Origin of the sequence: Bacteroides sp. GD17 (assembly GCF_038448625.1) — a bacterium.
GTDB lineage: Bacteria > Bacteroidota > Bacteroidia > Bacteroidales > Bacteroidaceae > Bacteroides.
In genome coordinates this window covers 292,015-314,651 of the sequence record NZ_JBCEZS010000005.1, presented here as the reverse complement: position 1 = coordinate 314,651, position 22,637 = coordinate 292,015, and the positions used below count along the sequence as shown (strand labels likewise).

At 48.8% G+C, this 22,637-nt stretch carries 13 protein-coding genes and 1 tRNA gene; 8 read left to right on the top strand and 6 right to left on the bottom strand.

Translation table 11 applies throughout. The features are described from left to right. Positions 1–196: 196 nt before the first annotated feature. The 3 genes from surE (at position 197) to AAE250_RS10230 (ending at position 2,989) form a co-directional block, all read left to right on the top strand. On the top strand, positions 197–961 hold the full coding sequence (gene surE / locus AAE250_RS10240) for a 5'/3'-nucleotidase SurE (RefSeq protein WP_294595955.1): 765 nt from the start codon (positions 197–199) through the stop codon (positions 959–961). A 14-nt stretch (positions 962–975) separates the two neighbouring features. Then, the gene (gene lpxB, locus AAE250_RS10235) at positions 976–2,139 is read left to right on the top strand and encodes a lipid-A-disaccharide synthase (protein ID WP_294595957.1); all 1,164 of its coding nucleotides are present in this window, start codon (positions 976–978) and stop codon (positions 2,137–2,139) included. 106 nt (positions 2,140–2,245) lie between these two features. Next, positions 2,246–2,989, top strand: coding sequence for a NigD-like protein (locus AAE250_RS10230; protein ID WP_294595959.1), 744 nt, complete (start codon positions 2,246–2,248; stop codon positions 2,987–2,989). 89 nt (positions 2,990–3,078) lie between these two features. On the opposite strand, the gene AAE250_RS10225 is transcribed toward AAE250_RS10230, so the two are convergent. The 3 genes from AAE250_RS10225 to rsfS are packed head-to-tail and all read right to left on the bottom strand — an operon-like array spanning position 3,079 to position 6,295. Then, positions 3,079–3,924: a phosphatidate cytidylyltransferase gene (locus AAE250_RS10225; protein WP_294595961.1), complete on the bottom strand. Its 846-nt coding sequence runs from the start codon at positions 3,922–3,924 to the stop codon at positions 3,079–3,081. After that, positions 3,914–5,926 (bottom strand): ATP-dependent zinc metalloprotease FtsH, encoded by a 2,013-nt coding sequence (gene ftsH / locus AAE250_RS10220; RefSeq protein WP_294595963.1) that lies wholly within the window; start codon positions 5,924–5,926, stop codon positions 3,914–3,916. The genes AAE250_RS10225 and ftsH overlap by 11 nt, the downstream gene beginning before the upstream one ends. A gap of 9 nt (positions 5,927–5,935) precedes the next feature. Continuing rightward, positions 5,936–6,295, bottom strand: a complete 360-nt coding sequence (rsfS, locus tag AAE250_RS10215) for a ribosome silencing factor (protein WP_294595965.1) — start codon at positions 6,293–6,295, stop codon at positions 5,936–5,938. A gap of 220 nt (positions 6,296–6,515) precedes the next feature. Here rsfS and AAE250_RS10210 point away from each other — a divergent pair. Together AAE250_RS10210 and AAE250_RS10205 are read left to right on the top strand one after the other, a co-directional pair. Further along, positions 6,516–6,589, top strand: a tRNA-Gln gene (locus AAE250_RS10210). 68 nt (positions 6,590–6,657) lie between these two features. Next, positions 6,658–7,836 (top strand): phosphoribosylaminoimidazolecarboxamide formyltransferase, encoded by a 1,179-nt coding sequence (locus AAE250_RS10205; RefSeq protein ID WP_294595967.1) that lies wholly within the window; start codon positions 6,658–6,660, stop codon positions 7,834–7,836. A gap of 82 nt (positions 7,837–7,918) precedes the next feature. Here AAE250_RS10205 and AAE250_RS10200 read toward each other — a convergent pair whose 3' ends face one another. From AAE250_RS10200 to rsmA, 3 genes are all read right to left on the bottom strand, one after another. After that, positions 7,919–9,772, bottom strand: coding sequence for a DUF349 domain-containing protein (locus AAE250_RS10200; RefSeq protein ID WP_294595969.1), 1,854 nt, complete (start codon positions 9,770–9,772; stop codon positions 7,919–7,921). A 118-nt stretch (positions 9,773–9,890) separates the two neighbouring features. Then, complete coding sequence (gene mgtE / locus AAE250_RS10195; protein ID WP_446715748.1) at positions 9,891–11,237, bottom strand: magnesium transporter; 1,347 nt, start codon at positions 11,235–11,237, stop codon at positions 9,891–9,893. A 13-nt stretch (positions 11,238–11,250) separates the two neighbouring features. Then, positions 11,251–12,060, bottom strand: coding sequence for a 16S rRNA (adenine(1518)-N(6)/adenine(1519)-N(6))-dimethyltransferase RsmA (gene rsmA / locus AAE250_RS10190; RefSeq protein WP_294595971.1), 810 nt, complete (start codon positions 12,058–12,060; stop codon positions 11,251–11,253). 131 nt (positions 12,061–12,191) lie between these two features. On the opposite strand from rsmA, the gene AAE250_RS10185 reads away from it, so the two are divergent. The 3 genes from AAE250_RS10185 (at position 12,192) to AAE250_RS10175 (ending at position 22,597) form a co-directional block, all read left to right on the top strand. Beyond that, entirely contained in the window at positions 12,192–13,172 is a 981-nt protein-coding gene (locus AAE250_RS10185; RefSeq protein WP_294595973.1) for a lysylphosphatidylglycerol synthase transmembrane domain-containing protein, read from the top strand. A gap of 1,276 nt (positions 13,173–14,448) precedes the next feature. Beyond that, a complete protein-coding gene (locus AAE250_RS10180) occupies positions 14,449–15,906 on the top strand; it encodes an aminoacyl-histidine dipeptidase (protein ID WP_294603405.1) in 1,458 nt (485 codons plus the stop codon). A gap of 859 nt (positions 15,907–16,765) precedes the next feature. Next, positions 16,766–22,597, top strand: coding sequence for an alpha-2-macroglobulin family protein (locus AAE250_RS10175; RefSeq protein ID WP_294603408.1), 5,832 nt, complete (start codon positions 16,766–16,768; stop codon positions 22,595–22,597). Positions 22,598–22,637 lie beyond the last annotated feature (40 nt).

Genomic DNA, 22,637 nt, shown 5'->3' with positions numbered 1-22,637 from the left:
AAAACTCCAACAACTTGTTGGAGTCTTTCATTCTGTTGCTACAAAAGTAGGCTTATTGTAATAAACCACCAAGACTCCTTCGGGAAATATAGGTGAATCGGGGAAAGTTCTTCCGGCTTATGATTTGTTCTGCTCCGTGCAGTTGGTGCTTTCTTCCTTTTTGAGTATTTTTGCAGCATCATAATTAAAGAAGAATATGGAAAATCAAAGACCTTTGATATTAATCTCCAATGATGACGGCATCATTGCGAAAGGTATTAGCGAGTTAATCAAGTTTCTCCGTCCGCTGGGCGAGATTGTGGTAATGGCACCGGACGCTCCGCGCTCGGGCGCTGCTTGTGCGCTGACGGTGACGGAACCGATACGCTACCAACTGCTCCGTAAGGATGTGGGGCTGACCGTCTATAAATGTTCCGGCACCCCGGCCGATTGCGTGAAGTTGGCTTTCCATACCGTACTGGATCGTAAACCCGACCTCGTAGTGGGTGGCATCAATCACGGCGATAACTCCTCCATCAATGTGCACTACTCCGGAACGATGGGCGTAGTGATAGAAGGCTGTCTGAAAGGCATCCCTTCCATCGGCTTCTCCCTTTGCAGCCACGAACCGAATGCCGACTTCGAACCGGCCGGCCCTTATGTCCGCGAAATAGCCCGCAAGGTATTGGAGAAAGGCTTGCCTCCGTTGACCTGCCTGAATGTGAACTTCCCCGATACCAAGGAGCTTAAAGGCGTGAAAATCTGCGAACAGACCAAAGGCTCATGGAACAACGAATGGGAGAACTTCGCCCATAGAGGAGATGCCCATTACTACTGGCTGACCGGTGAGTATGAAAACAAGGATGCCGATAACGAGAACAACGACCATTGGGCGCTGGACAACGGCTATGTAGCTATTACTCCTACTACTGTGGATGTCACGGCTTATGGCCTGATGGATGAACTGAAGACCTGGTTTTAACATCAACTAAATAGATGAAGTACTATTTGATTGTCGGCGAAGCTTCCGGCGACCTTCATGCCTCCCATCTGATGGCTGCGCTGAAGACAGAAGACCCGCAAGCGGAGTTCCGCTTCTTTGGAGGCGACCTGATGGCGGCTGTGGGCGGCACGATGGTGAAGCATTATAAGGAGCTGGCGTACATGGGGTTTATCCCCGTGTTGCTGCACCTGCGCACGATCTTTGCCAATATGAAGCGCTGCAAGGAAGACATCGTTGCCTGGCAACCGGATGTACTGATCTTGGTGGATTATCCCGGTTTTAATCTGGATATAGCCAAATTTGTTCATGCCCATACGTCGATTCCCGTCTATTACTATATCTCTCCCAAGATATGGGCGTGGAAGGAGTACCGCATCAAGAACATCAAGCGGGATGTGGATGAATTATTCTCCATTCTTCCCTTTGAGGTGGAGTTCTTTGAAGGCAAACATCAATATCCGATACACTACGTAGGAAATCCGACGATGGACGAGGTGACTGCCTTCCGTGCTTCCAATGCCGAAACATTTGAGGACTTTGTGCAGGCTAACGGGCTGTCTTCCAAACCGATTATCGCCTTACTGGCGGGTAGCCGCAAGCAGGAAATCAAAGATAATCTGCCCGATATGCTTCGGGCTGCCACTGCTTTCCCCGATTACCAGCTGGTGCTGGCGGGGGCTCCCGGCATTTCTCCCGACTATTATAAGAAGTACGTGGGCGATGCGGATGTGAAGATTATCTTCGACAAGACATTCCCGCTGCTTCAGCAGGCGGATGCGGCGTTGGTAACTTCGGGCACGGCAACCTTGGAAACGGCTTTGTTCCGTGTGCCGCAGGCGGTGTGCTATCATACGCCGATAGGGAAGGTGATTTCTTTCCTGAGGCGGCATATACTGAAAGTGAAATATATCTCCTTGGTCAATCTTATTGCCGACCGTGAAGTAGTGAAGGAATTGGTGGCCGATACGATGACGGTGGAGCAAATACGCTCGGAACTGGAACGTATCTTATATAATAAGGAGTACCGGCAGCGGATGCTGGATGGATACGAGTATATGGCATCGCGCCTGGGCGAGGCGGGAGCGCCGAAGCGGGCGGCACGAGAGATGCTGATGCTGCTGAATGACTCACCGCAGAGGGCAAGGAAGCCTCTGTAGTAAATACTAAAGTTCTGAGAAATTGTTAAAATAGCTGGAGCCGGTGCAGTAAATGCCCGGCTTTTGTATTTCTTATACAGAAACAAATGAAAAAAGGACTTTGATTATGAAGAAACTACATTGGTTATTTATGGCAATATGCTTGGCAGTGATGCCTGCCTTGCAATCGTGTGATGATAATGACGGATACTCATTGGGTGACTTCACTCCCCCGATGTGGGCTACCGTACGCGTCACCGGAAATGCCTTCTATCTGGACAGCGATGTCTGGGGAACGCTTTGGCCGGTAAACATCGATTTGGGATGGTATGATGCAGTAGACGGTCAGCGTGTGTTGACAATGTTCAATCCGTTGTGGGATAATTATGAAGGATACGACCATGCCGTGAAGTTGCTGAGACTGCAAAATGTACTGACCAAAGATGTGGAAACACTGACTCCCGAGAATGAAGAAGAGCTGGGTAACGACCCGGTGGTGATTTATCAGGGAGACATCACCATCAGTGGCGGTTATATGAACATCTTCTTCGTTCAGAATCTTCCTGCAAAGACGAAGCATCGCATCAGTCTGGTGCGTCCGCAGGATAATGAGGATTTATATGCCGGAGATGGTTATATCCACTTGGAACTTCGTTACAACGATTACGACGATTTGACCGGCCGTCAGGCTTACGGTGCTGTGTCGTATAATCTGAACAGCCTGGATATCACTTCCGGAACGAAAGGTATTAAGTTGAAACTGAATTCGGAGAAGAACGGTGAAGTGGAAGTGACCTTCGACCTGAAGCATTCGGAAAGCAACATGAAGAATGTGACTGATTTTGATCTGTCAAATATGCAACTGAGATAAGAGAGAGAGAATCTACAGTGAAGCAAAGCGCCAAGGTGAGATAAATATATCACAACCTTGGCGCTTTTTATATCTTGTAGCGGCTTCCTCTATCTGAACATCAGCATCAGGTACAAATAAACTACCGCAGCCGGAATAGCCATCAATGCACTGTCGAAGCGGTCGAGCATGCCACCGTGTCCCGGCAGTATATTTCCTGAGTCTTTGATACCCAACTGGCGCTTCATCAACGACTCCGTCAAGTCTCCCCAGGTGCCGAAGATAACTACTACTATTGCCAGTCCCGCCCATTGCCAATATGACATAATAGGGAAGAAATGTGCAAATACAAGCGAAGATGCAATGGAGAAGATACCGCCTCCAATGCTGCCTTCCCAGGATTTCTTGGGAGATATACGCTCGAACAAGCGGTGTTTGCCGATCAGTGAACCGACACAGTAGGCACCCGTATCGCTCAGCCAGATAAAGACGAAGATGGAGAGCGGGAGTATAGGGTTGTAAGTTACGCTGCTTGTTGTGGGAGAATTCTGAAAAGCCAGTACGTTGAGCAGCGCAAAAGGCAATGCTACGTACAGTTGGCTCAGCATGGAGTATGCCCAGTTGCCTATCGGATTTCTTCTTTTGAGATACAGCTCTGTTATCATCAGATAGAGTATCAGTAGCAAGTAGGGGAGGAATACGCCCGAACCGATGCTCTGCTGTGTGCAGAAACTCATCAGGGCGAGGAACAGATAAGCTCCTCCCAGGGCGGTGATGGTGCTGTTGATGGTCACTTCGTCGTTTTGATTGACCAAGTGCGCGAATTCGTGTACGCTCAGTGCGCAGATAATGGTAAACAGTATACCGAATGAAAGGGGGCCGTACAGGATACAGCCCACCAATACTGCTACGAATAGCACGCCGGTGACGGCGCGCTGGATAAAGTTATTTTTCATTATGTTCTTCCTCTTTCACTTCCTTTTCTGCTTCCTCGGCTCTCTTGGCTTCCGTTTCTTCTGCCTTTTTCAGCTCGGCGGAAGTCTTGTTGCTAATGATCTCTTCGGAACGGGAAGCCCACGGACGCTTGCCGAAGATATGTTCAACATCTTCTGCAAAGATCACTTCCTTGTCAATCAGCAGCTGTGCCAACTGGTTGTGTCCCTCCTGATGGGTGGAGAGTATTTCCTTGGCACGTGCGTATTGCTCATTGACCATGTGCTTCACTTCTTCGTCAATCAGTTCGGCAGTCTTTTCGCTGTACGGACGGTTGAAAGAGTACTCGTCATTGTTATAGTAACACAAGTTGGGCAACTTTTCGCTCATACCCAAGTAGGCAATCATGCCATAAGCCTGCTTCGTCACGCGTTCCAGGTCGTTCATGGCGCCGGTGGATATTCTGCCTAAGAACAGGTCTTCGGCGGCACGTCCGCCCAGAGTGGCACACATTTCGTCCAGCATCTGTTCCTTGGTAGTGATCTGGCGCTCTTCCGGCAGGTACCAGGCGGCACCCAGGGCACGTCCACGGGGCACGATGGTTACTTTAATCAGCGGGTTGGCGTATTGCAACAGCCAGGAGATGCTGGCATGGCCTGCTTCGTGTATGGCGATGGAGCGGCGCTCGGCTTCGGTGGTAATCTTGGTTTTCTTCTCCAATCCACCTACAATGCGGTCTACTGCATCCAGGAAGTCTTGCTTGCCCACGAATTTCTTGCCGTGGCGGGCAGCTATCAGGGCAGCTTCGTTGCAGACGTTGGCAATGTCGGCACCGGAGAAGCCCGGAGTCTGGCGTGCCAGTAAGTCTACATCTACCGTATTGTCTATCTTGATGGGGCGCAAGTGCACGCCGAATACTTCTTTTCGTTCGTTCAGGTCCGGGAGGTCTACATGTATCTGGCGGTCAAAACGTCCGGCACGCAGCAGGGCTTTGTCCAGTACATCCACGCGGTTGGTGGCGGCAAGGATGATGACACCGCTGTTGGAGCCGAAGCCGTCCATTTCTGTCAGCAACTGGTTCAGGGTGTTTTCGCGCTCGTCGTTGCCACCCATGGCGGCAGCCTTGGCACGGGCACGTCCTACGGCATCAATCTCGTCGATGAACACGATGCAAGGTGCTTTCTCCTTAGCCTGGCGGAAGAGGTCGCGGACGCGGGATGCACCCACACCGACAAACATTTCCACGAAATCGGAACCTGCCAGAGAGAAGAACGGTACATTCGCTTCTCCGGCCACGGCCTTTGCAAGCAGGGTTTTACCGGTTCCCGGAGGGCCTACGAGCAGGGCACCCTTAGGAATCTTACCTCCCAGGTCTGTATATTTCTGCGGTTCCCTCAGGAACTCTACAATTTCTTCTACTTCTTGCTTGGCTTCGGCAAGTCCGGCCACATCTTTGAAGGTAATCTTGATGGGGGAGCCTTTCTCGAACAACTGGGCTTTCGACTTACCCACGCTGAAGATGCCTCCACCTCCGCCCATGCCTCCGCCACCGCTCATACGGCGGGACATGTATATCCAGAAACCGATGAGGAATGCAAAGGGGAGTATCTGCCAGAGGATGGCACCGAAATAATTCCGTTTCTTTTCGTAATTGACAGAACCGTCGAAGCGCGCTTCGTCTCTTTCTTTCTGCAAGAAATTACCCAGGCTTTCGCGCGAGGGGGCTTCGGTGGTGATGAGGGGAGTCTTGCCTACGCGGCTGGAATCCTGACGGAAGACGTTTCCTACATATTGCGGCTTGATGTATGCTTCTACAGAGTTGTCGTCATAACCGATTACTTTGTTTACGTAACCGTCGCGCACATATTGTTGGAATTCATCGTAAGAAATACTCTTGGTTGCCGTACCGTTTTCGTTGGTGAGGTACAGGCCCAATAGCATCATAGCTATAATCATGTACAGCCAGTTCAGGTTGAACTTGGGCATGTTAACTTTAGTGGGCTTTTTATTGGTGTTATTGTCCATACGTTTAAATTAATCGAGGTCGGGGATTTGGGTTAATTTGGCGTCCGCCCAAAGGTGCTCCAGGTTATAGAACTCCCTTGTTTCAGGAAGGAATACGTGCACTAATACGTCTGAATAGTCCATAGCTACCCATTCGGCATTGCGCAGTCCGTCCACGGCAAAGGGCTTCGTGTCGGCACCTTTACGCGTGAAATCCTTTACGGAGTCAACAATGGCGGCCACTTGGCTGGGGGAATTACCTTGGCAGATGACGAAATAGTTGCATATTGTATCGCCTATTTTGGTAAGGTCTGCGATGACGATTTTCTTTCCTTTTTTATCTTGAATACCTTCTGTTATCTGTTGAATCAGTCTTTTCGTTTCGTTCATTATACATTATTATATTAAAACAGTTGACAAATATACGTTGATTTCTCATATCAAACACGTAAAAGGGGAAAACTCTTTCAATTTTTGATTTTTTTTAGTTATATAATCCTTTGGATTACGGTGTCTTATCAGATTTTTAAGAAAAAAATGTCCGATTTTGTTTTGGTTTATAGAAATCTTTGTATCTTTGCAACCGCAAAACAGAAATGACCTGAAATATTGGGCTATGGTGTAATGGTAACACTACAGATTCTGGTCCTGTCATTCCTGGTTCGAATCCAGGTAGCCCAACCATAAGAAGCCTTACTAAGATAACTTAGTAGGGCTTCTCTGTTTTGCAAAACGAATCATATTAAAATACTATGGCAAAGGAACTAGAACTCAAGTACGGCTGCAACCCCAATCAGAAGCCGGCCCGCATCTTTATGCAGGAAGGGGAATTGCCTATCGAAGTCCTGAATGGACGTCCGGGATACATTAACTTTATGGATGCTTTGAACGGATGGCAGTTGGTGAAGGAACTGAAAGAAGCTACCGGTATGCCGGCGGCAACTTCATTCAAGCATGTCAGCCCGGCAGGTGCGGCAATAGGGCTGGAACTGGACGATACAATGAAAAAGATTTATTTTGTTGACAATCTGCCACTTTCTCCGCTTGCCAGTGCCTATGTACGTGCCCGCGGTGCCGACCGCATGTCGTCTTATGGCGACTTCATCGCCTTGAGTGATGTTTGCGACGAAGCCACTGCACGCTTCATCAACCGGGAAGTATCGGATGGCGTCATTGCTCCGGGATATACGGAAGAGGCGCTCGAAATCTTGAAGAACAAGCGTAAGGGTACTTACAACGTGATTAAAATAAATCCCGATTACAAGCCTGCTCCGATTGAACATAAAGATGTGTTCGGAGTCACTTTTGAACAAGGCCGTAATGAAATCAAACTGAACGGCGATGAACTGTTCACCAATATCCCGACGCAGAACAAGGAATTCCCGGAAGCTGCAAAACGCGATTTGATGATTGCACTGATTACCTTGAAATATACACAGTCCAATTCGGTATGCTACGTAAAGGATGGCCAGGCTATCGGTATCGGTGCCGGACAGCAGAGCCGTATTCACTGTACCCGTCTGGCTGGCAATAAGGCCGATATATGGTATTTACGCCAGCATCCCAAAGTGCTGAACTTGCCTTGGGTAGAGAAAATCCGCCGTGCCGACCGTGACAATACGATTGATGTTTATATCAGTGATGACCATGAAGATGTGCTGGCTGATGGTGTTTGGCAACAGTTCTTCACTGAGAAACCGGAAGTCCTGACTCGCGAAGAAAAACGTGCATGGCTGGACACACTGAAAGGTGTTGCTCTAGGTTCGGACGCTTTCTTCCCGTTTGGCGACAATATCGAGCGTGCGCATAAGAGTGGAGTGGACTATATCGCCCAAGCCGGAGGCTCTGTACGCGATGACCATGTTATTGAAACTTGCGATAAGTATGGCATTGCCATGGCCTTTACCGGCATTCGTCTTTTCCATCATTAAAATAGGGTAAATAAAAATCCGTCTCTTCAAACTGTGGTGCAGTTTATAGAGACGGATTTCATTTTTATTAAGTCAGCTTGCGTTATCCTTCGTTCTTGATGTTTTCGTCAATCACTTTGATTTTCTCTTTCACAAGTTCAATATCTGCCTTCAGTTTCTCTACCTTGCGGTTGATTTCCGTCAGCAGGCTGTTACCTTTCTTGGAAGAGGAGGTCAGGAAGCCGAGATTATTTTCATAAGTCTGCAATTCGTTCTTCATATTCTCGAAAGTACGCATTAACTTCTCGCGTTCCCGGTAAAGAGCCTGCGGACTGCCTTCCTGGATAGAATTGATGCTCGACTTGAAGTTGCTCAGTTTCTTGTTTGAAGCGCTGATATTGAAACGTTCAAACAGTTTGTCTATCTGACCGTGATACTGCTTGTATATCTTATCTTTTTCTTTGAAAGGCACGTGTCCGATGCTGTTCCACTCTTTCATGAGGTCGCGCACCTGTTGGGTGGCTTCTTCAGTATCGGTACTTTCGTCTATGCCATTCAGTTTCTCGATAATGGCTCTTTTCTTTTCCAGATTCTCTTGTTCTACACTACGCTGTGAAGAAGTTGCTTTGTTTTTCTGCTCGAAGAAATAATCGCAGGCGGAGATAAAGCGTTTCCAAACGGCATCCGAGTACTTCTTGGCTACCGGACCGATGGTCTTCCATTCCTTTTGGAGCTTGGACAATTCATCGGCAGTGGTCTTCCAGTCGGTGCTGTCTTTCAATGCTTCGGCTTTTTCGCAGAGTGCACGTTTCTTATCCAGGTTTTCGTTCATGCCTTCCTTCAGCGCCTTGAAGAATTCGCCTTTCTTGCGGAAGAATTCATCGCATGCTTTGCGGAAGCGCTCGAAAATCTTCACATTCATCTTTTGCGGAGCAAAGCCGATGGTTTTCCATTTGTTTTGCAAGGCAATGATTTCCTGAGTCTTGTTTTCCCAAGATGAGAAGTTGGTCAACTCTTTATAGTCTATGGCTTCAATGATTTCGCAGATCACTGTCTTTTGGTCCAGATTGTGTTGCTCTGTTTCCTTCAAAGCTTCGAAATGCTGCTGATGGCGGCGGTTTACGGTGGTAGAGGCCGCTTTGAAACGTGCCCATATTTCGTCGCGCAACTCTTTGCTGACCGGTCCCGTATCGCGGAACTCCTGGTGCAGCTTTTGCAGTTGGTGGAAGGCGGAAACCACATCCGGTTCGTCTGCCAGCTTTTCGGCGGCTTCGCAGAGGTGAGTCTTGATTTCCAGGTTCTTCTTGAAGTCGTATTCGCGGAATTCGTTGTTCAGTTTCAGCAGGTCGTAGAACTTCTCTACATAAAGCTGATAGTTTTTCCAGAGTTCGTTGACTTTGGCTTGCGGCACCAGTTTTACCTCGTTCCATTGCTGTTGCAGCTTCTTGAATTCCGTATAGCTCTTGTTTGCGTCATCAGGAGATTCCACCAGTTCTTTCAACTCTTCTATGATCGAAAGCTTAATTTGCAGATTCATTTCTTTCTGCTTCTCCACTTCGGCAGTCAGTGCGTTTCTTTTCTCTTTGATGACGGTCATGATACTCTTGAACTCCTCTTCCACGCTGTCTGCTTGTGGTATGAAGTCCTCTACGGCGCCTCCGTTTTCAACGAACAGTTTCTTGGCCGCTTCTTGTTCAGCATTATGTATTTTGTAGAAAGCTTGCTTCAAACTGTCTATTTCCGGTTTGGCGATGTTTTCCACATCTGCGGCAACCTCTTTCAGTTTGGCAAGGATTTCCTCCTTCGTGAGCTTCTGAACTGGCTCTACCGGCTTTTCCGAAACGATTTCCTCAGCGGGAGTTTCTGTTGTTGCCGGTTCAGAAACCTCTGCTGCCTTCTTTTCTTCTTCTAATTCCGCCGGCTTTTCGGGGAGATTAGTGTCATGAGTGTCCGTCATTGTATTTACTTTTTTAGAAACGGGTTTCTCCCGTTCGGGTTACATTAGGTTACAAATTAATGAAATAAAATGATTACTTCATACACTTTTACTTGATTTTTTTTCAAGATTCTTGTTTTTACGACAGCAACACGGTGATACCCATGTATAGCATCATGCCTATAATGTCGTTGGTAATGGCTATAAAGGGGCCGGTGGCGATGGCTGGGTCCACTTTCAGCTTTTCCAGGGTCATGGGTACCAGCGTTCCGAAGATGGAGGCGAACATAACGACTGCAAAGAGGCTGATAGATACGGAATAAGTGACAGTGGCCGTGCCGCCGAACCGGATAAAGTTATAGATATATACCAGTAAGGAGATGATGGTTGCATTGATAATCGCTACCACTGCTTCTTTGGTCACCTGTCTGAAGGTATCTTTGGCATCCAGCGAGCTGTTGGCAAGACCCTGCACGACGATGGCCGAAGACTGGGTTCCCACGTTTCCGCCCGTACCGCCAATCAGCGGGATGTAGAGAGCCATCTCGGGATGAGCGGCAAAAGTTGCGTCGAAGTTACCCAATATCATGGAGTTGCCTATACCGCCTATCATGCCGATGAGCAGCCACGGAAGGCGGGCTGAGGTCTGGCGCATCACATTGTCGTCCGTTTCTACGTCCTGAGACAAACCGGATGCCAACTGATAGTCACGTTCGGACTGTTCGCGTACCTCATCCATCACGTCGTCCACGGTAATCTGACCGACCAGGCGTCCGATGCTGTCGACAACGGGGACTGCCACCAAGTCGTACTTCTCGATTGTCTGTACCACTTCGTCGATAGGGGTATCTGCATGGACGGAGATAGGATCTTTCCGCATCACATGCTTCACTTTGGAGACGGAGGGGGAAGTGATCATTTTCTTCAACGGGAAGACACCTTGCAGGCGTTCTTCATCGTCGATGACGTATACATAATAGATTTCGTCGAGCTTTTCGGCTTGCAGGCGCATCTCTTTCAGGCATTCCGGCATACTCCAATTCTCGTTGACGGTTACCATTTCCGTACCCATCAAACCACCGGCGGTGTCTTCGTCGTACTTCAGCAAGTCTACGATGTCTCCGGCCTGTTCGATGTCTTCGATGTGCGAGAGGATTTCTTCCTGCTTGTCTTCATCGAGCTCGCGCATCAGGTCTACGGCATCGTCCGTGTCCATATAGTCCACAAAGCGCTTGGCGATGGTTTCTGAAGGGAGGAGTTCCAGGAATTCCTTCCGGACGTCTTCGTCCATTTCCACCAATACGTCGGCGGCCGTTTCATTGTCGAGAAGGCGATAAACGAAGCGTGCCTCTTCCGGATCGAGATCGTTGCACAGTTCTGCAATATCCGCCGGATGGAGGTCGGTCAAAAGCGACTTTACATTGTCGGCGTCTTTCTGCTCAATAAGGCTTTTGACTTTGTCTATGTATTCTTGGTCTATTTCCATAGGACATTATCATTTATTCATTTCTTTGTTTCTCATTAATCTCCTTCAGTGCCTTTTCCACTCCATTCGTCAAATTGATGAATTCTTGTACCGAGAGCTGCTCCGGGCGTTTGTTGAATAAAACATCTTCCGTCAGCGGGCAGTCTTTTCCAAGTATCGGCTTTATTGAATTTCTCAGCGTTTTGCGCCGTTGGTTGAAGGTGGTCTTCACCACCTGCTTGAACAACTTTTCGTCGCATCCCAGTTCCTGCGTGTCATTGCGCGTCATGCGGATGACTGCACTTTTCACTTTCGGAGGCGGGTTGAATACATGCTCATGTACGGTGAATAGGTATTCCACCTTATACCATGCCTGTATCAACACACTCAGGATGCCGTATGTTTTGCTGCCCGGTCCGGCGGCAATGCGTTCGGCAACCTCTTTTTGTATCATGCCCGTGCAGCACGGTATCAGGTCTTTGTTGTCCAGCATTTTGAAGAATATCTGGCTGGATATGTTATAAGGATAGTTTCCCGTCAGTACAAAGGGCTGTCCGCCGAACAATCGTTGCAGGTTCATCTTGAGGAAGTCGTCCTCAATGATGCAATCCTCCAGTTGCGGATAGGACTCGCGCAGATAAGCCACCGACTCGTAGTCTACCTCTACTACCTTGACCATGCGCTCTTTAGGAAGAAGAAACTGGGTTAGTACGCCCATGCCCGGACCTACTTCCAGAATGGGTAATCCGGGACAAGCGTCCACCGTGTCGGCAATGTCCTGCGCCACCTTCAGGTCTTTCAGGAAATGTTGGCCGAGAAACTTTTTGGGTTTAACTAATCTCATGTATCAACTAAATCGTTACTTTTGCTCCGCGAATGCAGGTTGTACCCCGTCATTAAGAATTTTGTACTGAGATACAGTCTGCCTTCGCGGAGCAAAGGTAATCCTTAATTTTGAAGAATGACGAATTCAAGATGAATAAACTATTAAAAAAGACATTGAAAGTTGTCTTACCCATTCTGTTAGGCGGCTTTATCCTCTATTGGGTGTATCGTGATTTTGACTTTGCAAGAGCCGAAGAGGTGCTTCTGCACGGTACAAACTGGTGGTGGATGTCATTTTCGTTGTTCTTTGGCGTTATGTGCCATGTGTTCCGCGGATGGCGTTGGAAACAGACATTGGAGCCGCTGGATGCCTATCCCAAAACGAGCGATTGTGTGGATGCCATCTTTGTATCTTATGCCACGAATCTGATATTGCCCCGTGTGGGAGAGGTTTCCCGCTGTGGGGTGCTTGCCAAATATGACAATGTGTCTTTTGCAAAATCCCTCGGCACGGTGGTGACCGAACGACTGGTCGATACGCTATGCATTCTCTTGATTACCGGAATTACTTTTCTGGTACAGATGCCCGTCTTTCTTCAGTTCTTCGAAGAAACGGGAACAAAAATACCTTCGCTGGTGCATCTGGTGACGTCTCCCTGGTTCTATGTCGTTCTTTTCTGTATCATCGGTGTGTGCGTGCTTTTGTATTACCTGCTGCGCATGCTTTCTTTCTTTGAGAAAGTAAAGGGGATTGCACTGAATGTGTGGGAAGGTGTGATGTCGCTCCGGAATGTGAAGAACGTCCCGTTGTTCGTTCTTTATACCTTACTTATTTGGGTTTGCTACTTTTACCATTTCTATATTACTTTCTATTGCTTCCAATTCACAGAGCACCTCAGTTTCCTTGCCGCATTGGTGATGTTTGTCGGCGGAACTTTTGCTGTCATCGTTCCTACACCCAACGGGGCAGGGCCGTGGCACTTTGCCGTCATCACCATGATGATGCTTTATGGCGTGAATGCTACGGATGCCGGTGTCTTTGCACTGATTGTGCATGGCATACAGACGTTGCTGGTTATTGTGCTGGGCGTTTGGGGGTGGTTGCACCTCTCATACAGGCATATAGGTTAGCGGAATACATGATGGTTCACATTTCTATCATTTGTGCCATGCATGGATATCAGTAGTGGTTTATCATGAGGTACAAGAAAATAAATAAGTATATGATCGAATACCCAAAGACCGTTTGCTTTGTCGCAAATTTGTTTATTGATGATTTGTGATGTTTAATCTGCCGGAGTAGGAAGTTCATACTCGTAGAGTCCTGTCTCTATTTCGTTAGATGTCTGTTTCTTTTTCGTTAAAAATAATGTGAGTTCGATATAAGATGATTGACTCATATTGATATAGAAATGAATGAAATGATAAACATGAGTATCTCAAACTCTCCCGCCTGAAAGGGGGAGTACCCCGTAGGGGGGAGGGGGTCTTACATAAGCAGAGAGTAACTTTGCAATAGATAAGTCCCTTCGGATGTAAAACCCCTCCGCCCTACGGGCACCTCCCCTTTCAGGCGGGAGAGTTTGAGATACTCTTGCTTATAACCTGTCGGATATGAGTCAATCATCCTATATCGAACTCACGTTATAATAAAATTATCCCTAAACAGCCTGATAACTGACAGTAAACTTGCTAACGATTAGGACTGTAGTTGCTACTTATTAATCTTACTACATCCATGTAGTTTTCTTACGATAGTAATGTTGTTTTCTTACGACAGTTGTTGTAAGAAACTTATATAGCTGTAGTAAGAATAGTATTTAGTAACTTTGTGTTCAGTTTTTGCTGTTTCCGGGGGTAGTTCTTACCATGTTTTCAGTTAGTCTTTCGCAGGCCTTCTATAAACATTTAATATATAGCGTATTCTGTATCAGTCGCAACCTCTGGCGTTTTGAACTACTACAGGCTGAGATTCCATTCGCTTCTGACAGGTTATGAGCAAGAGTATCTCCAACTCCTCCGCCTGAAAGGGGAGGTGCCCGTAGGGCGGAGGGGTCTTACATCCGCAGGGTCTCACATCCGCAGGGGGCTCACAATACAAAGTTATCCTTCGCTGATGCTAGACTCCCTCCCCCCGCAAGCGGGGTACTCCCCCTTTCAGGCGGGAGAGTTTGAGATACTCATGTTTATCATTTCATTCATTTCTATATCAAAAGTGGGGAAGAATGAGGGATAAAAGTAGGGATTTATGCATTTCCTTCTTCCGAATTCACGTAAGGCCATGCATAATTCGGACAAGGAGGCCGGTATAGCGGTGTAGACCCGGCAATCATGCTAATTTAAACATGACCGAATGCGGATTTTTGAAATATAACTGTTATATTTGCGAAAACTAATTCTTAGCATTATGAGTACAATCTTACAGTTAGCTCCACAGAATGTGTGGAAGCATTTCTATTCACTGACCCAAATTCCCCGTCCGTCAGGACACATGGAAAAAATTACCGAGTTTTTGGTTAACTTCGGCAAAGGTCTGGGCTTGGAGTCATTTGTCGATGAAGTCGGCAATGTTATTATCCGTAAGCCTGCCACTCCGGGTATGGAAAACCGCAAAGGCGTCATCCTTCAGGCACACATGGATATGGTGCCCCAAAAGAACAACGATACCGTTCACGATTTTACGAAAGATCCCATTGAAACCTATATCGATGGCGACTGGGTGAAAGCCAAAGGCACTACGCTGGGCGCTGACAATGGCTTGGGGGTGGCTGCTATCATGGCAGTTCTGGAAGACAACAGCCTGAAGCACGGTCCGCTGGAAGCACTGATTACCAAAGATGAAGAAACGGGCATGTACGGCGCGTTCGGCCTGAAGCCGGGGACACTGAACGGAGAAATCCTGCTGAACCTCGACTCTGAGGACGAAGGCGAACTTTATATCGGCTGTGCCGGTGGCCTCGACATTACCGCTACACTGGAATATAAGGAAGAAGCACCGGCTGCCGGTTTCGTTGCCCGCCAAATCACACTGAAAGGTCTGCGTGGCGGACACTCCGGTCTGGAAATCAACGAGGGGCGCGGCAATGCCAACAAGTTGCTGGCACGCGTGACACACGATTTACTGATAGAATTCGATTCCCAACTGGCAAGTTTTGAAGGCGGAAATATGCGTAATGCCATTCCGCGTGAAGCACACGCCGTGCTGGTGTTCAATCCCGAAGATATGGAAGGCTTGGAAGACTACATCAAGGAATACGAGGCACAGCTCAATGACGAATACAATCCGATTGAAAGCGGCATCACGCTGACGATGGAAGAAGTAGCCATGCCTGCTGCTGTTGTTCCTACGGAAATCCAGGATAATATGATTAGCGTCCTGATGGCTTGTCAGAATGGCGTGATGCGTATGATACCGACTGTGCCCGATACGGTTGAAACATCTTCCAACCTGGCTATCGTCATCATTGGCGAAGGCAAGGCCGAAGTACGTATCCTGGCGCGTAGCTCTTGCGATACTATGAAGGACTTCCTGGCCGACAGCTTGAGCGCTTGCTTCGCCATGGCTGGCATGAAGGTAGAGCTTAGCGGCGGTTATTCCGGCTGGCAGCCTAATGTGGATTCTCCGATTCTGCATGCCATGAAGCTGTCCTATAAGCAACAATTCGGTGTAGAGCCCGCAGTGAAAGTAATCCATGCCGGACTGGAGTGCGGTATTATCGGTGCCAACTGTCCGGGACTCGATATGATTTCCTTCGGTCCTACCTTGCGTTCTCCGCACTCACCGGATGAACGTGCACTGATTCCTACTGTAGCCAAGTTCTACGACTTCCTGGTAGCTACGCTGGAACAGACTCCGGAGAAATAAGAACAGAAATAACCTATATAATAAGGTATAAGCAGGGTGCTTTCTCAAAAGGTACCCTGCTTTTTTGTCTCTGACAGTTTGTCCCGTCTCTGCCAAAAAGGCTCTGCTTCCTTCCTTTTCCGTACCTTTCTTTTGTTGTAACTTCGGAATAATTGACGTACATCAAGAAATATGTTATAAAACATACTTTTCTGTCTATTTTTGCTTGTTATCTTGAACAAAGGCTCTATTTTTGTGTTGTTAAACATGAAAACAATAGGATAACAAGTTTTTTTTAAGGATAACAAGATTGATTTTAGGAGGATAACAAAATGAAAAAGTTAAAGAATTTATTTAAGCACATCGGTGAAGCCGATAAGAACATTTGGGGTTATGTAATGCTTTAAGCATACATCCCCTTTCGTTGAGAGTATTAAAGATTAGTTTTCAGGTATTAGTTTAATTTTTGAGGTTATGAAAAAGAAGATTATGAAATCATTGAGACACATTCTTGCCGAAGTTGGTCGGAATGAAATGTTGAAGATGGGTTATACCCTGGAGAAGTAAAAAACGGCGGCGTCCTTTCGGGGACAAAGCTTTAGTTTAGGTATTAGTTTAATTTTTAAGATTATGAAGAAGAAAATTGTTAATTCATTTAAGAGTATTCTTACCAAAGCCGGTAAGAACTGGATGGAGGCAATGAAGTATTATAGTCTCCAAATGTGAGCACACTAATTTATTATAAGAGTGGGGGATGTACCGATTGAAAGTACATCCCCCATTTTTGTACCTATCAAGAAAAATTAAGGATAAAAGTACATTTGTTTGAACTTTATTCGTTTCCTTTGTTATTAATACATAGACTAACAAACGAATAATGATGAAACAGATTCAAAGATTTTGTAGCATGCTGTTGCTGCTGGCAGTATTCGGATTACCGGCATTGCGTGCGCAGTCGTACGACAAATTATGGAAACAAGTAGAGCAGGCGCAGAAGAAGAGCTTGCCCCAGACTGTGATAAAACTGACCGATGAAATCTATCGGAAAGCTGAGCGGGAACAGAATGCCCCGCAGATGCTGAAGGCATATATATGTCGGGAAGAGTCTCAGGAGAGCCTGACCCCGGACAGCCTTTACACCAACCTAAAGAATATGGAACTTTGGGCGCAAAGAGAGAAGGACTCGGTGAACAAAGCTATCCTGCACTCTTTGTTGGCACGCGGGTATGCCGACTTTATGCTAAACAACCGTCGTACGTTGCAGAACCGCACTTTGCTGGATGTAGACGAAGCCCCTGCGGATATCCGTGAATGGACTGCCAGCCAGTTCATTGCGAAAATAGATGAGCACAACCGTGCTTCCTTGCAAGACTCTATCCGCTTGCTGGAAGTGTCTGCCCGGGCGTATGTGCCTTTTGTGATATTGGAAGACGGCAGCCGCTTCTATCAGCACGATATGTACCACCTGCTGGCAAGCCGGGCGATTGCTACGTATCAGGACTTGAACGGTTTCGATGTGGATTCCTTGGTGCGTACCCGGGTCAACAGCATCTACGAGGGCATGATAAACACTTACCGTCGTACCGGTGCCGAAGATGCCGTGCTGCTCTGTTCGCTGGACTACTGGAAATGGAAAACGACAGGAGGCATGGAGCCCGAACCTTATGAAACCTTCCGTGAGCGGAAAGTGCAGGTCGGTGAAGAATATCTCAAGGCATTGAACGACCTGATACAGGAATATGGTTCGCGGGAAGTCTGTGCCGAAGCATATATCGGCAAAGCAACCTACCTGCGTACTGCAGGGGTGAACCGCATATCCGAAGCCCTCCTGGTTTGTGACGAAGGATTGAAGCGTTACCCATCCTACAAGCGCATTGACGAGCTGAAGAATATCCGCGAAAGTATCTTGCAGCCGCAGCTTTATGTCAATGCATCGAAAGGCATCTATCCCGGCGATTCGCTGAGCCTGAATGTACAGTACCGCAATCTGGGCGGATTCACCTTGAACCTGTATCGCACGGATTTGTCCGAAGTGCCCTGGATGGACACCGGAATCAACAAGGCATTCTATCAGAAGCATGCTCGCAAAGTATCTGCTACACATTTTGATTTGAAGCCGATACCCAAGGCTGATGTCACTCCGGAGAATTTGCCTTATCAGTATTCGAACACAGAGTTCAAACTGCAAGTACCGGATGAAGTGGGAGTTTATATCTTGCAGGTGGTGCCCGATGCAGGTACTACCCATACGGCAGACAATTTCCTGGTATCGAGCCGTTTCAAGGTTCTCACTTTGGGCTTGCCGGACAATAAAATGGAAGTTGTGACCCTGGATGCCCGTAGCGGACAACCCATCCCGGAAACCAAAGTCAGCTTCTATTCGGCTTTTGACGAAAAAGATCGTTCGGTACTGGCCGAAGTTACCACCGATGCCCAAGGCAAAGCCATCCTGTCATGGAACAAGAGCATCCGCAGCTACGTGGCCCGCAAAGGTACGGATTGTGCCATGCTGCCGCAACGCATCTACATGGGCGGAGCTTACGAGCGCAATGACGGACGCCCGCAGGAGCACCTTACTTTATTGACAGACCGTGCTTTGTACCGCCCCGGACAAACCGTTTATGTAAAAGGTGTCGCCTATGAACAGGCTGCCGATACGGCACACGTGCTCGAAGGCAAGGCATATCAGGTGCGGTTGCTGGACGTAAACCGCAAAGAGGTGGCTCAGAAAGAGGTCCGTACCAACGAGTTCGGTTCCTTTACGGCCGATTTTGTGCTTCCCACTGCTTGCCTGAATGGCAACTTTACCATCGATGTGAAAAATTCAAGTTCCGTTTCAATCAGAGTGGAAGAGTACAAGCGTCCTACGTTCGATATCACCTTCAACCCCGTGAAAGAGGCTTACATCTTGGGTGATACAGTGAACGTTACGGGCAATGTGAAGGCGTATAGTTGCGTGGCGGTGCAGGAAGTGCCGTTGGTGTATACCATTACTCGCGGTGATAGATGGAATATTTGGAATCAGCAGCAGGCACCTCTTGCTTCGGACACACTGCAACTGGATGCAGAGGGAAACTTCTCCATTCCGGTGGTTCTGAAGCCGGCTGAAAGGGAGAACTTGGCACGGGGAGGCTCCTATATCTATAAGGTAGAAGCAGTAGTGACGGATGATGCGGGTGAAACGCAGTCGGCACAGTATAGCCTGGCTGCTTCGTGGAATGCCTATACCTTTACTACCGACATCAATCGTGAACTCTGCAAGGAAGATTCCCTGACGGCAAGATTGACCATAGAGAATGCAAACAGCCAGGTTCTTGCCATGCAAGGCACCTGCCGCCTCTATCCGGTAACCAATGCTCGGACCGGGGAGAGAGGCAAGATGCCGGTCTACGAAAGTACATTTACTTCGGGTGAAAGGAAGGACTTTGCGGCTTGGAAGCAGTTGCCCTCCGGTGAATATCGTCTGATTCTGTCTGCGCGCGATGCTGCCGGCAAGGAGGTGAAAGGAGATTCTACGGATATTGTCCTGTTCTCTCAGACAGATACGCGTCCGGCTGTATTTATGGAAAACTTCCTCTATGAGAAGAATACTGAGTTCGATGCCGCTCATCCGGCTGTCTTCTATTTCGGTACTTCTTATAAGGATGCGTATGTGCTGGTAGATGTATTTGGGAAAAGAGGACGTATAGCAAGCAGCACGATGGTGCTGAATGACTCGATAGCCCGTATGGAATATCTTTATAAGGAAGAGTATGGTGAGGGCATATCCGTGTTGCTTTCTTTTGTCAAGGACAACATACTCTTTACCCGCCGGGTAGAGTTGCAGAAGCGCTTGCCCGACCGTACGCTCAGCATGAAGTGGGAAGTGTTCCGCGACCGCTTGCGCCCCGGTCAGGAAGAAGAGTGGAAGCTTGTCATCAAGACGCCGCAAGGCAGCCCGGCGATGGCCGAGATGCTGGCAACGATGTACGATGCGTCGCTCGATCAGATTTACAACCGGTATCAGTCGCTCCGTGTGTTCTTTAGCCGTTACCTTCCTTACTTCTCTTGGAACGAAAGCAATGTTTCCGGCACAATGTATGCCCCTCATTTCCCGACGAAGTCGTGGAAGGTACCCGCTTGGCGCTTCGACCATTTCTATTCGGCAATAAGCGGTTTGTTTGCAGAAGATGCTGTGGTGATAGGTTATGCAAGTACGCGTACCAACTCTGTGACCGGAGGATTGAAGATACGTGGAGTGAGCCCGATTCCTGCCGGTGGTTCAGCAATGGAGCAGGCTATGGCAGGTAAAGCTTCGCTCGTTACTGTTGAAGATCGCGGCGATGAAGACATGGCGCTCTTTGAGGAAGAAGTTATATCAACCGATGGTGGAACGTTGCCTCCCGCCCCCGACCTCCGCACCAACTTTGCCGAGACAGCCTTCTTCTATCCCCAGCTTCGTACCAACGAGCAGGGCGAGATTGCTTTCTCCTTCACCATGCCCCAAAGCCTGACCCGCTGGAACTTCCGCGGCTACTCGCATACCAAGGACATGATGACGGGGCAGCTTGATGCCTCCGTCGTTACTGCCAAGGAGTTCATGCTCACCCCCAACACGCCGCGCTTTGTCCGCGTAGGCGACCGGACGCAGATTGCCGCCACCATCGCCAACCAGACCGCCAAGTCTGTGAAGGGAACAGCCACGCTTACCCTTTTCGACCCGATGACGGAGAAAGTGATCCTCACCCGTCGCGAACCATTCGCCGTAGAAGCCGGCAGAACAGCTGCTGTCAACTTCCGTTTCGACGTGACCGACCGCTACGACCTGCTCGGCGTGCGCATCGTGGCCGATGGCGGTACGTTCAGCGACGGTGAGCAACACTTGCTGCCCGTATTGAGCAACAAAGTATATATCACCGAAACCCTTGCCATGCCCGTTCGTGGTGAGCAGACCCGCACCTTCTCTTTGGACAGCCTCTTCAATCGTAACAGCCGCACGGCCACCGACCGCCGACTGACGGTGGAGTTCACCGGAAACCCTGCATGGTATGCCGTACAAGCCTTGCCGGTGCTCAGCCTGCCGGGTGGAGATAACGCTATTTCCTGGGCCACGGCTTATTATGCCAACAGTCTGGCAGGCTTCATTGCCAACAGTCAGCCGCGCATCAAAGCGGTCTTCGACAGTTGGAAAGCTACCGGCGGAACGAAGGAAACCTTCCTCAGCCAACTGGAGAAGAATCAGGATGTGAAGAATATCCTGCTCGATGAATCGCCCTGGTTGCTGGAAGCTACTACCGAGGCCGAACAGCGGGCACGCATTGCCACTTTGTTCGATATCAATCTGCTGAATAACCGCAATCTTTCCGCCTTCACCAAGCTGAAAGAATTGCAGGGTGCCGATGGTGCCTGGAGCTGGTATCAGGGGATGACGGGCAGCCGATTCGTCACTGCCTACATCACCGAACTGCTGGTACGCCTGCCGCTACTGACCCATAAGGCGCTTCCCTCGGAAGTTGCGGAGATGCGCCGGGATGCTTTCTCCTATTTGCATAAAGAGGCTTTGGAAGAATACCGAAACCTCCGCAAGGCAGAAAAGAACGGTGCCCGGATCACTACGCTTTCGGATGGTGCCATGCAGTACCTCTACCTCGTAGCTCTTGGTGGCGAGAAGGTGCCTGCCCAGAATCAGGCGGCCCGTCGCTACTTCCTCTCGAAGGTAGGCGGAGGCCTTGCGGGCGGAACGATGGTGTACAAGGCACAGGCCGCCATCATCCTGCGCGCAGCGGGTCGCACGGCCGAAGCTGACGAGTTTATCGCATCCATCAAAGAGCATCTGGTGCAGACGGACGAGATAGGCGCGCACTTTGCCTTCTACGACAGTCCTTATAGCTGGAACATGCTGCCCATTCCCGCCCACGTCGAAGTCATGGAAGCGCTGCGCATGGCAGGTGGCAACGATGCGCTGGTCGAAGAGATGAAGCTGTGGCTGCTGAAACAGAAGCAGACCACCAGCTGGAATTCTCCGGTTGCTACGGCCGATGCCGTTTATGCGCTGCTTTGCCAGGGCACTGATTTGCTGGAAAGCCGTGGCGATGTGCGTATCACTTTGGGACATAAAGTACTGGAAACATTACAGCCTGCCAAGACCACTGTTCCCGGATTGGGTTACATCAAGGAAACCTTTACACAAGGCAGTCCTGAATTGAAAGCAAAGTCCATCACGGTAGAGAAGCGCGATGCAGGCATTGCCTGGGGGGCTGTCTACGCCCAGTATTTGTCACCCATCTCCGATGTGAAGCAGCAGGGCGGTGAGCTGAATGTAGAAAAGAAACTGTATGTAGAGCGCGTTGCTGCCAACGGACAGAAGTCCTTGCAGCCGATAACCGATGCTGCACAGTTGTCGGTAGGCGATAAGGTTGTTTCGCGCCTGACCATCAGCTTGGATCGTGCCATGGACTTCGTTCAACTGAAAGACCAGCGCGGCGCATGCTTCGAACCCGTCGGCGCGCTTTCCGGCTACCGTTGGAGTAATGGCTTCGGCTATTATGTAGAGGTGGAAGATGCGGCAACCAACTTCTTCTTCGACCATCTGGGCAAGGGCGTATATATCCTGGAACACAGCTATCGCATTGCCCGCGGCGGAACCTACGAAACGGGCCTGGCCACTATTCAGTGTGCCTATGCGCCGGAGTATGCTTCGCATTCGGCATCCGAAAGGCTCACGGCGGAGTAATTCTTCCCAAAATCGTTAACATCTGTTGGCGATTGAGCTC

Coding starts and splice junctions, on each gene's coding strand:
- surE (WP_294595955.1), top strand. CDS start 197: ATGGAAAATCAAAGACCTTTGATATTAATCTCCAATGATGACGGCATC.
- AAE250_RS10205 (WP_294595967.1), top strand. CDS start 6,658: ATGGCAAAGGAACTAGAACTCAAGTACGGCTGCAACCCCAATCAGAAG.
- rsmA (WP_294595971.1), bottom strand. CDS start 12,060: ATGAGATTAGTTAAACCCAAAAAGTTTCTCGGCCAACATTTCCTGAAA.
- rsfS (WP_294595965.1), bottom strand. CDS start 6,295: ATGAACGAAACGAAAAGACTGATTCAACAGATAACAGAAGGTATTCAA.
- AAE250_RS10230 (WP_294595959.1), top strand. CDS start 2,246: ATGAAGAAACTACATTGGTTATTTATGGCAATATGCTTGGCAGTGATG.
- mgtE (WP_446715748.1), bottom strand. CDS start 11,237: ATGGAAATAGACCAAGAATACATAGACAAAGTCAAAAGCCTTATTGAG.
- AAE250_RS10185 (WP_294595973.1), top strand. CDS start 12,192: ATGAATAAACTATTAAAAAAGACATTGAAAGTTGTCTTACCCATTCTG.
- AAE250_RS10225 (WP_294595961.1), bottom strand. CDS start 3,924: ATGAAAAATAACTTTATCCAGCGCGCCGTCACCGGCGTGCTATTCGTA.
- AAE250_RS10175 (WP_294603408.1), top strand. CDS start 16,766: ATGAAACAGATTCAAAGATTTTGTAGCATGCTGTTGCTGCTGGCAGTA.
- ftsH (WP_294595963.1), bottom strand. CDS start 5,926: ATGGACAATAACACCAATAAAAAGCCCACTAAAGTTAACATGCCCAAG.
- AAE250_RS10180 (WP_294603405.1), top strand. CDS start 14,449: ATGAGTACAATCTTACAGTTAGCTCCACAGAATGTGTGGAAGCATTTC.
- lpxB (WP_294595957.1), top strand. CDS start 976: ATGAAGTACTATTTGATTGTCGGCGAAGCTTCCGGCGACCTTCATGCC.
- AAE250_RS10200 (WP_294595969.1), bottom strand. CDS start 9,772: ATGACGGACACTCATGACACTAATCTCCCCGAAAAGCCGGCGGAATTA.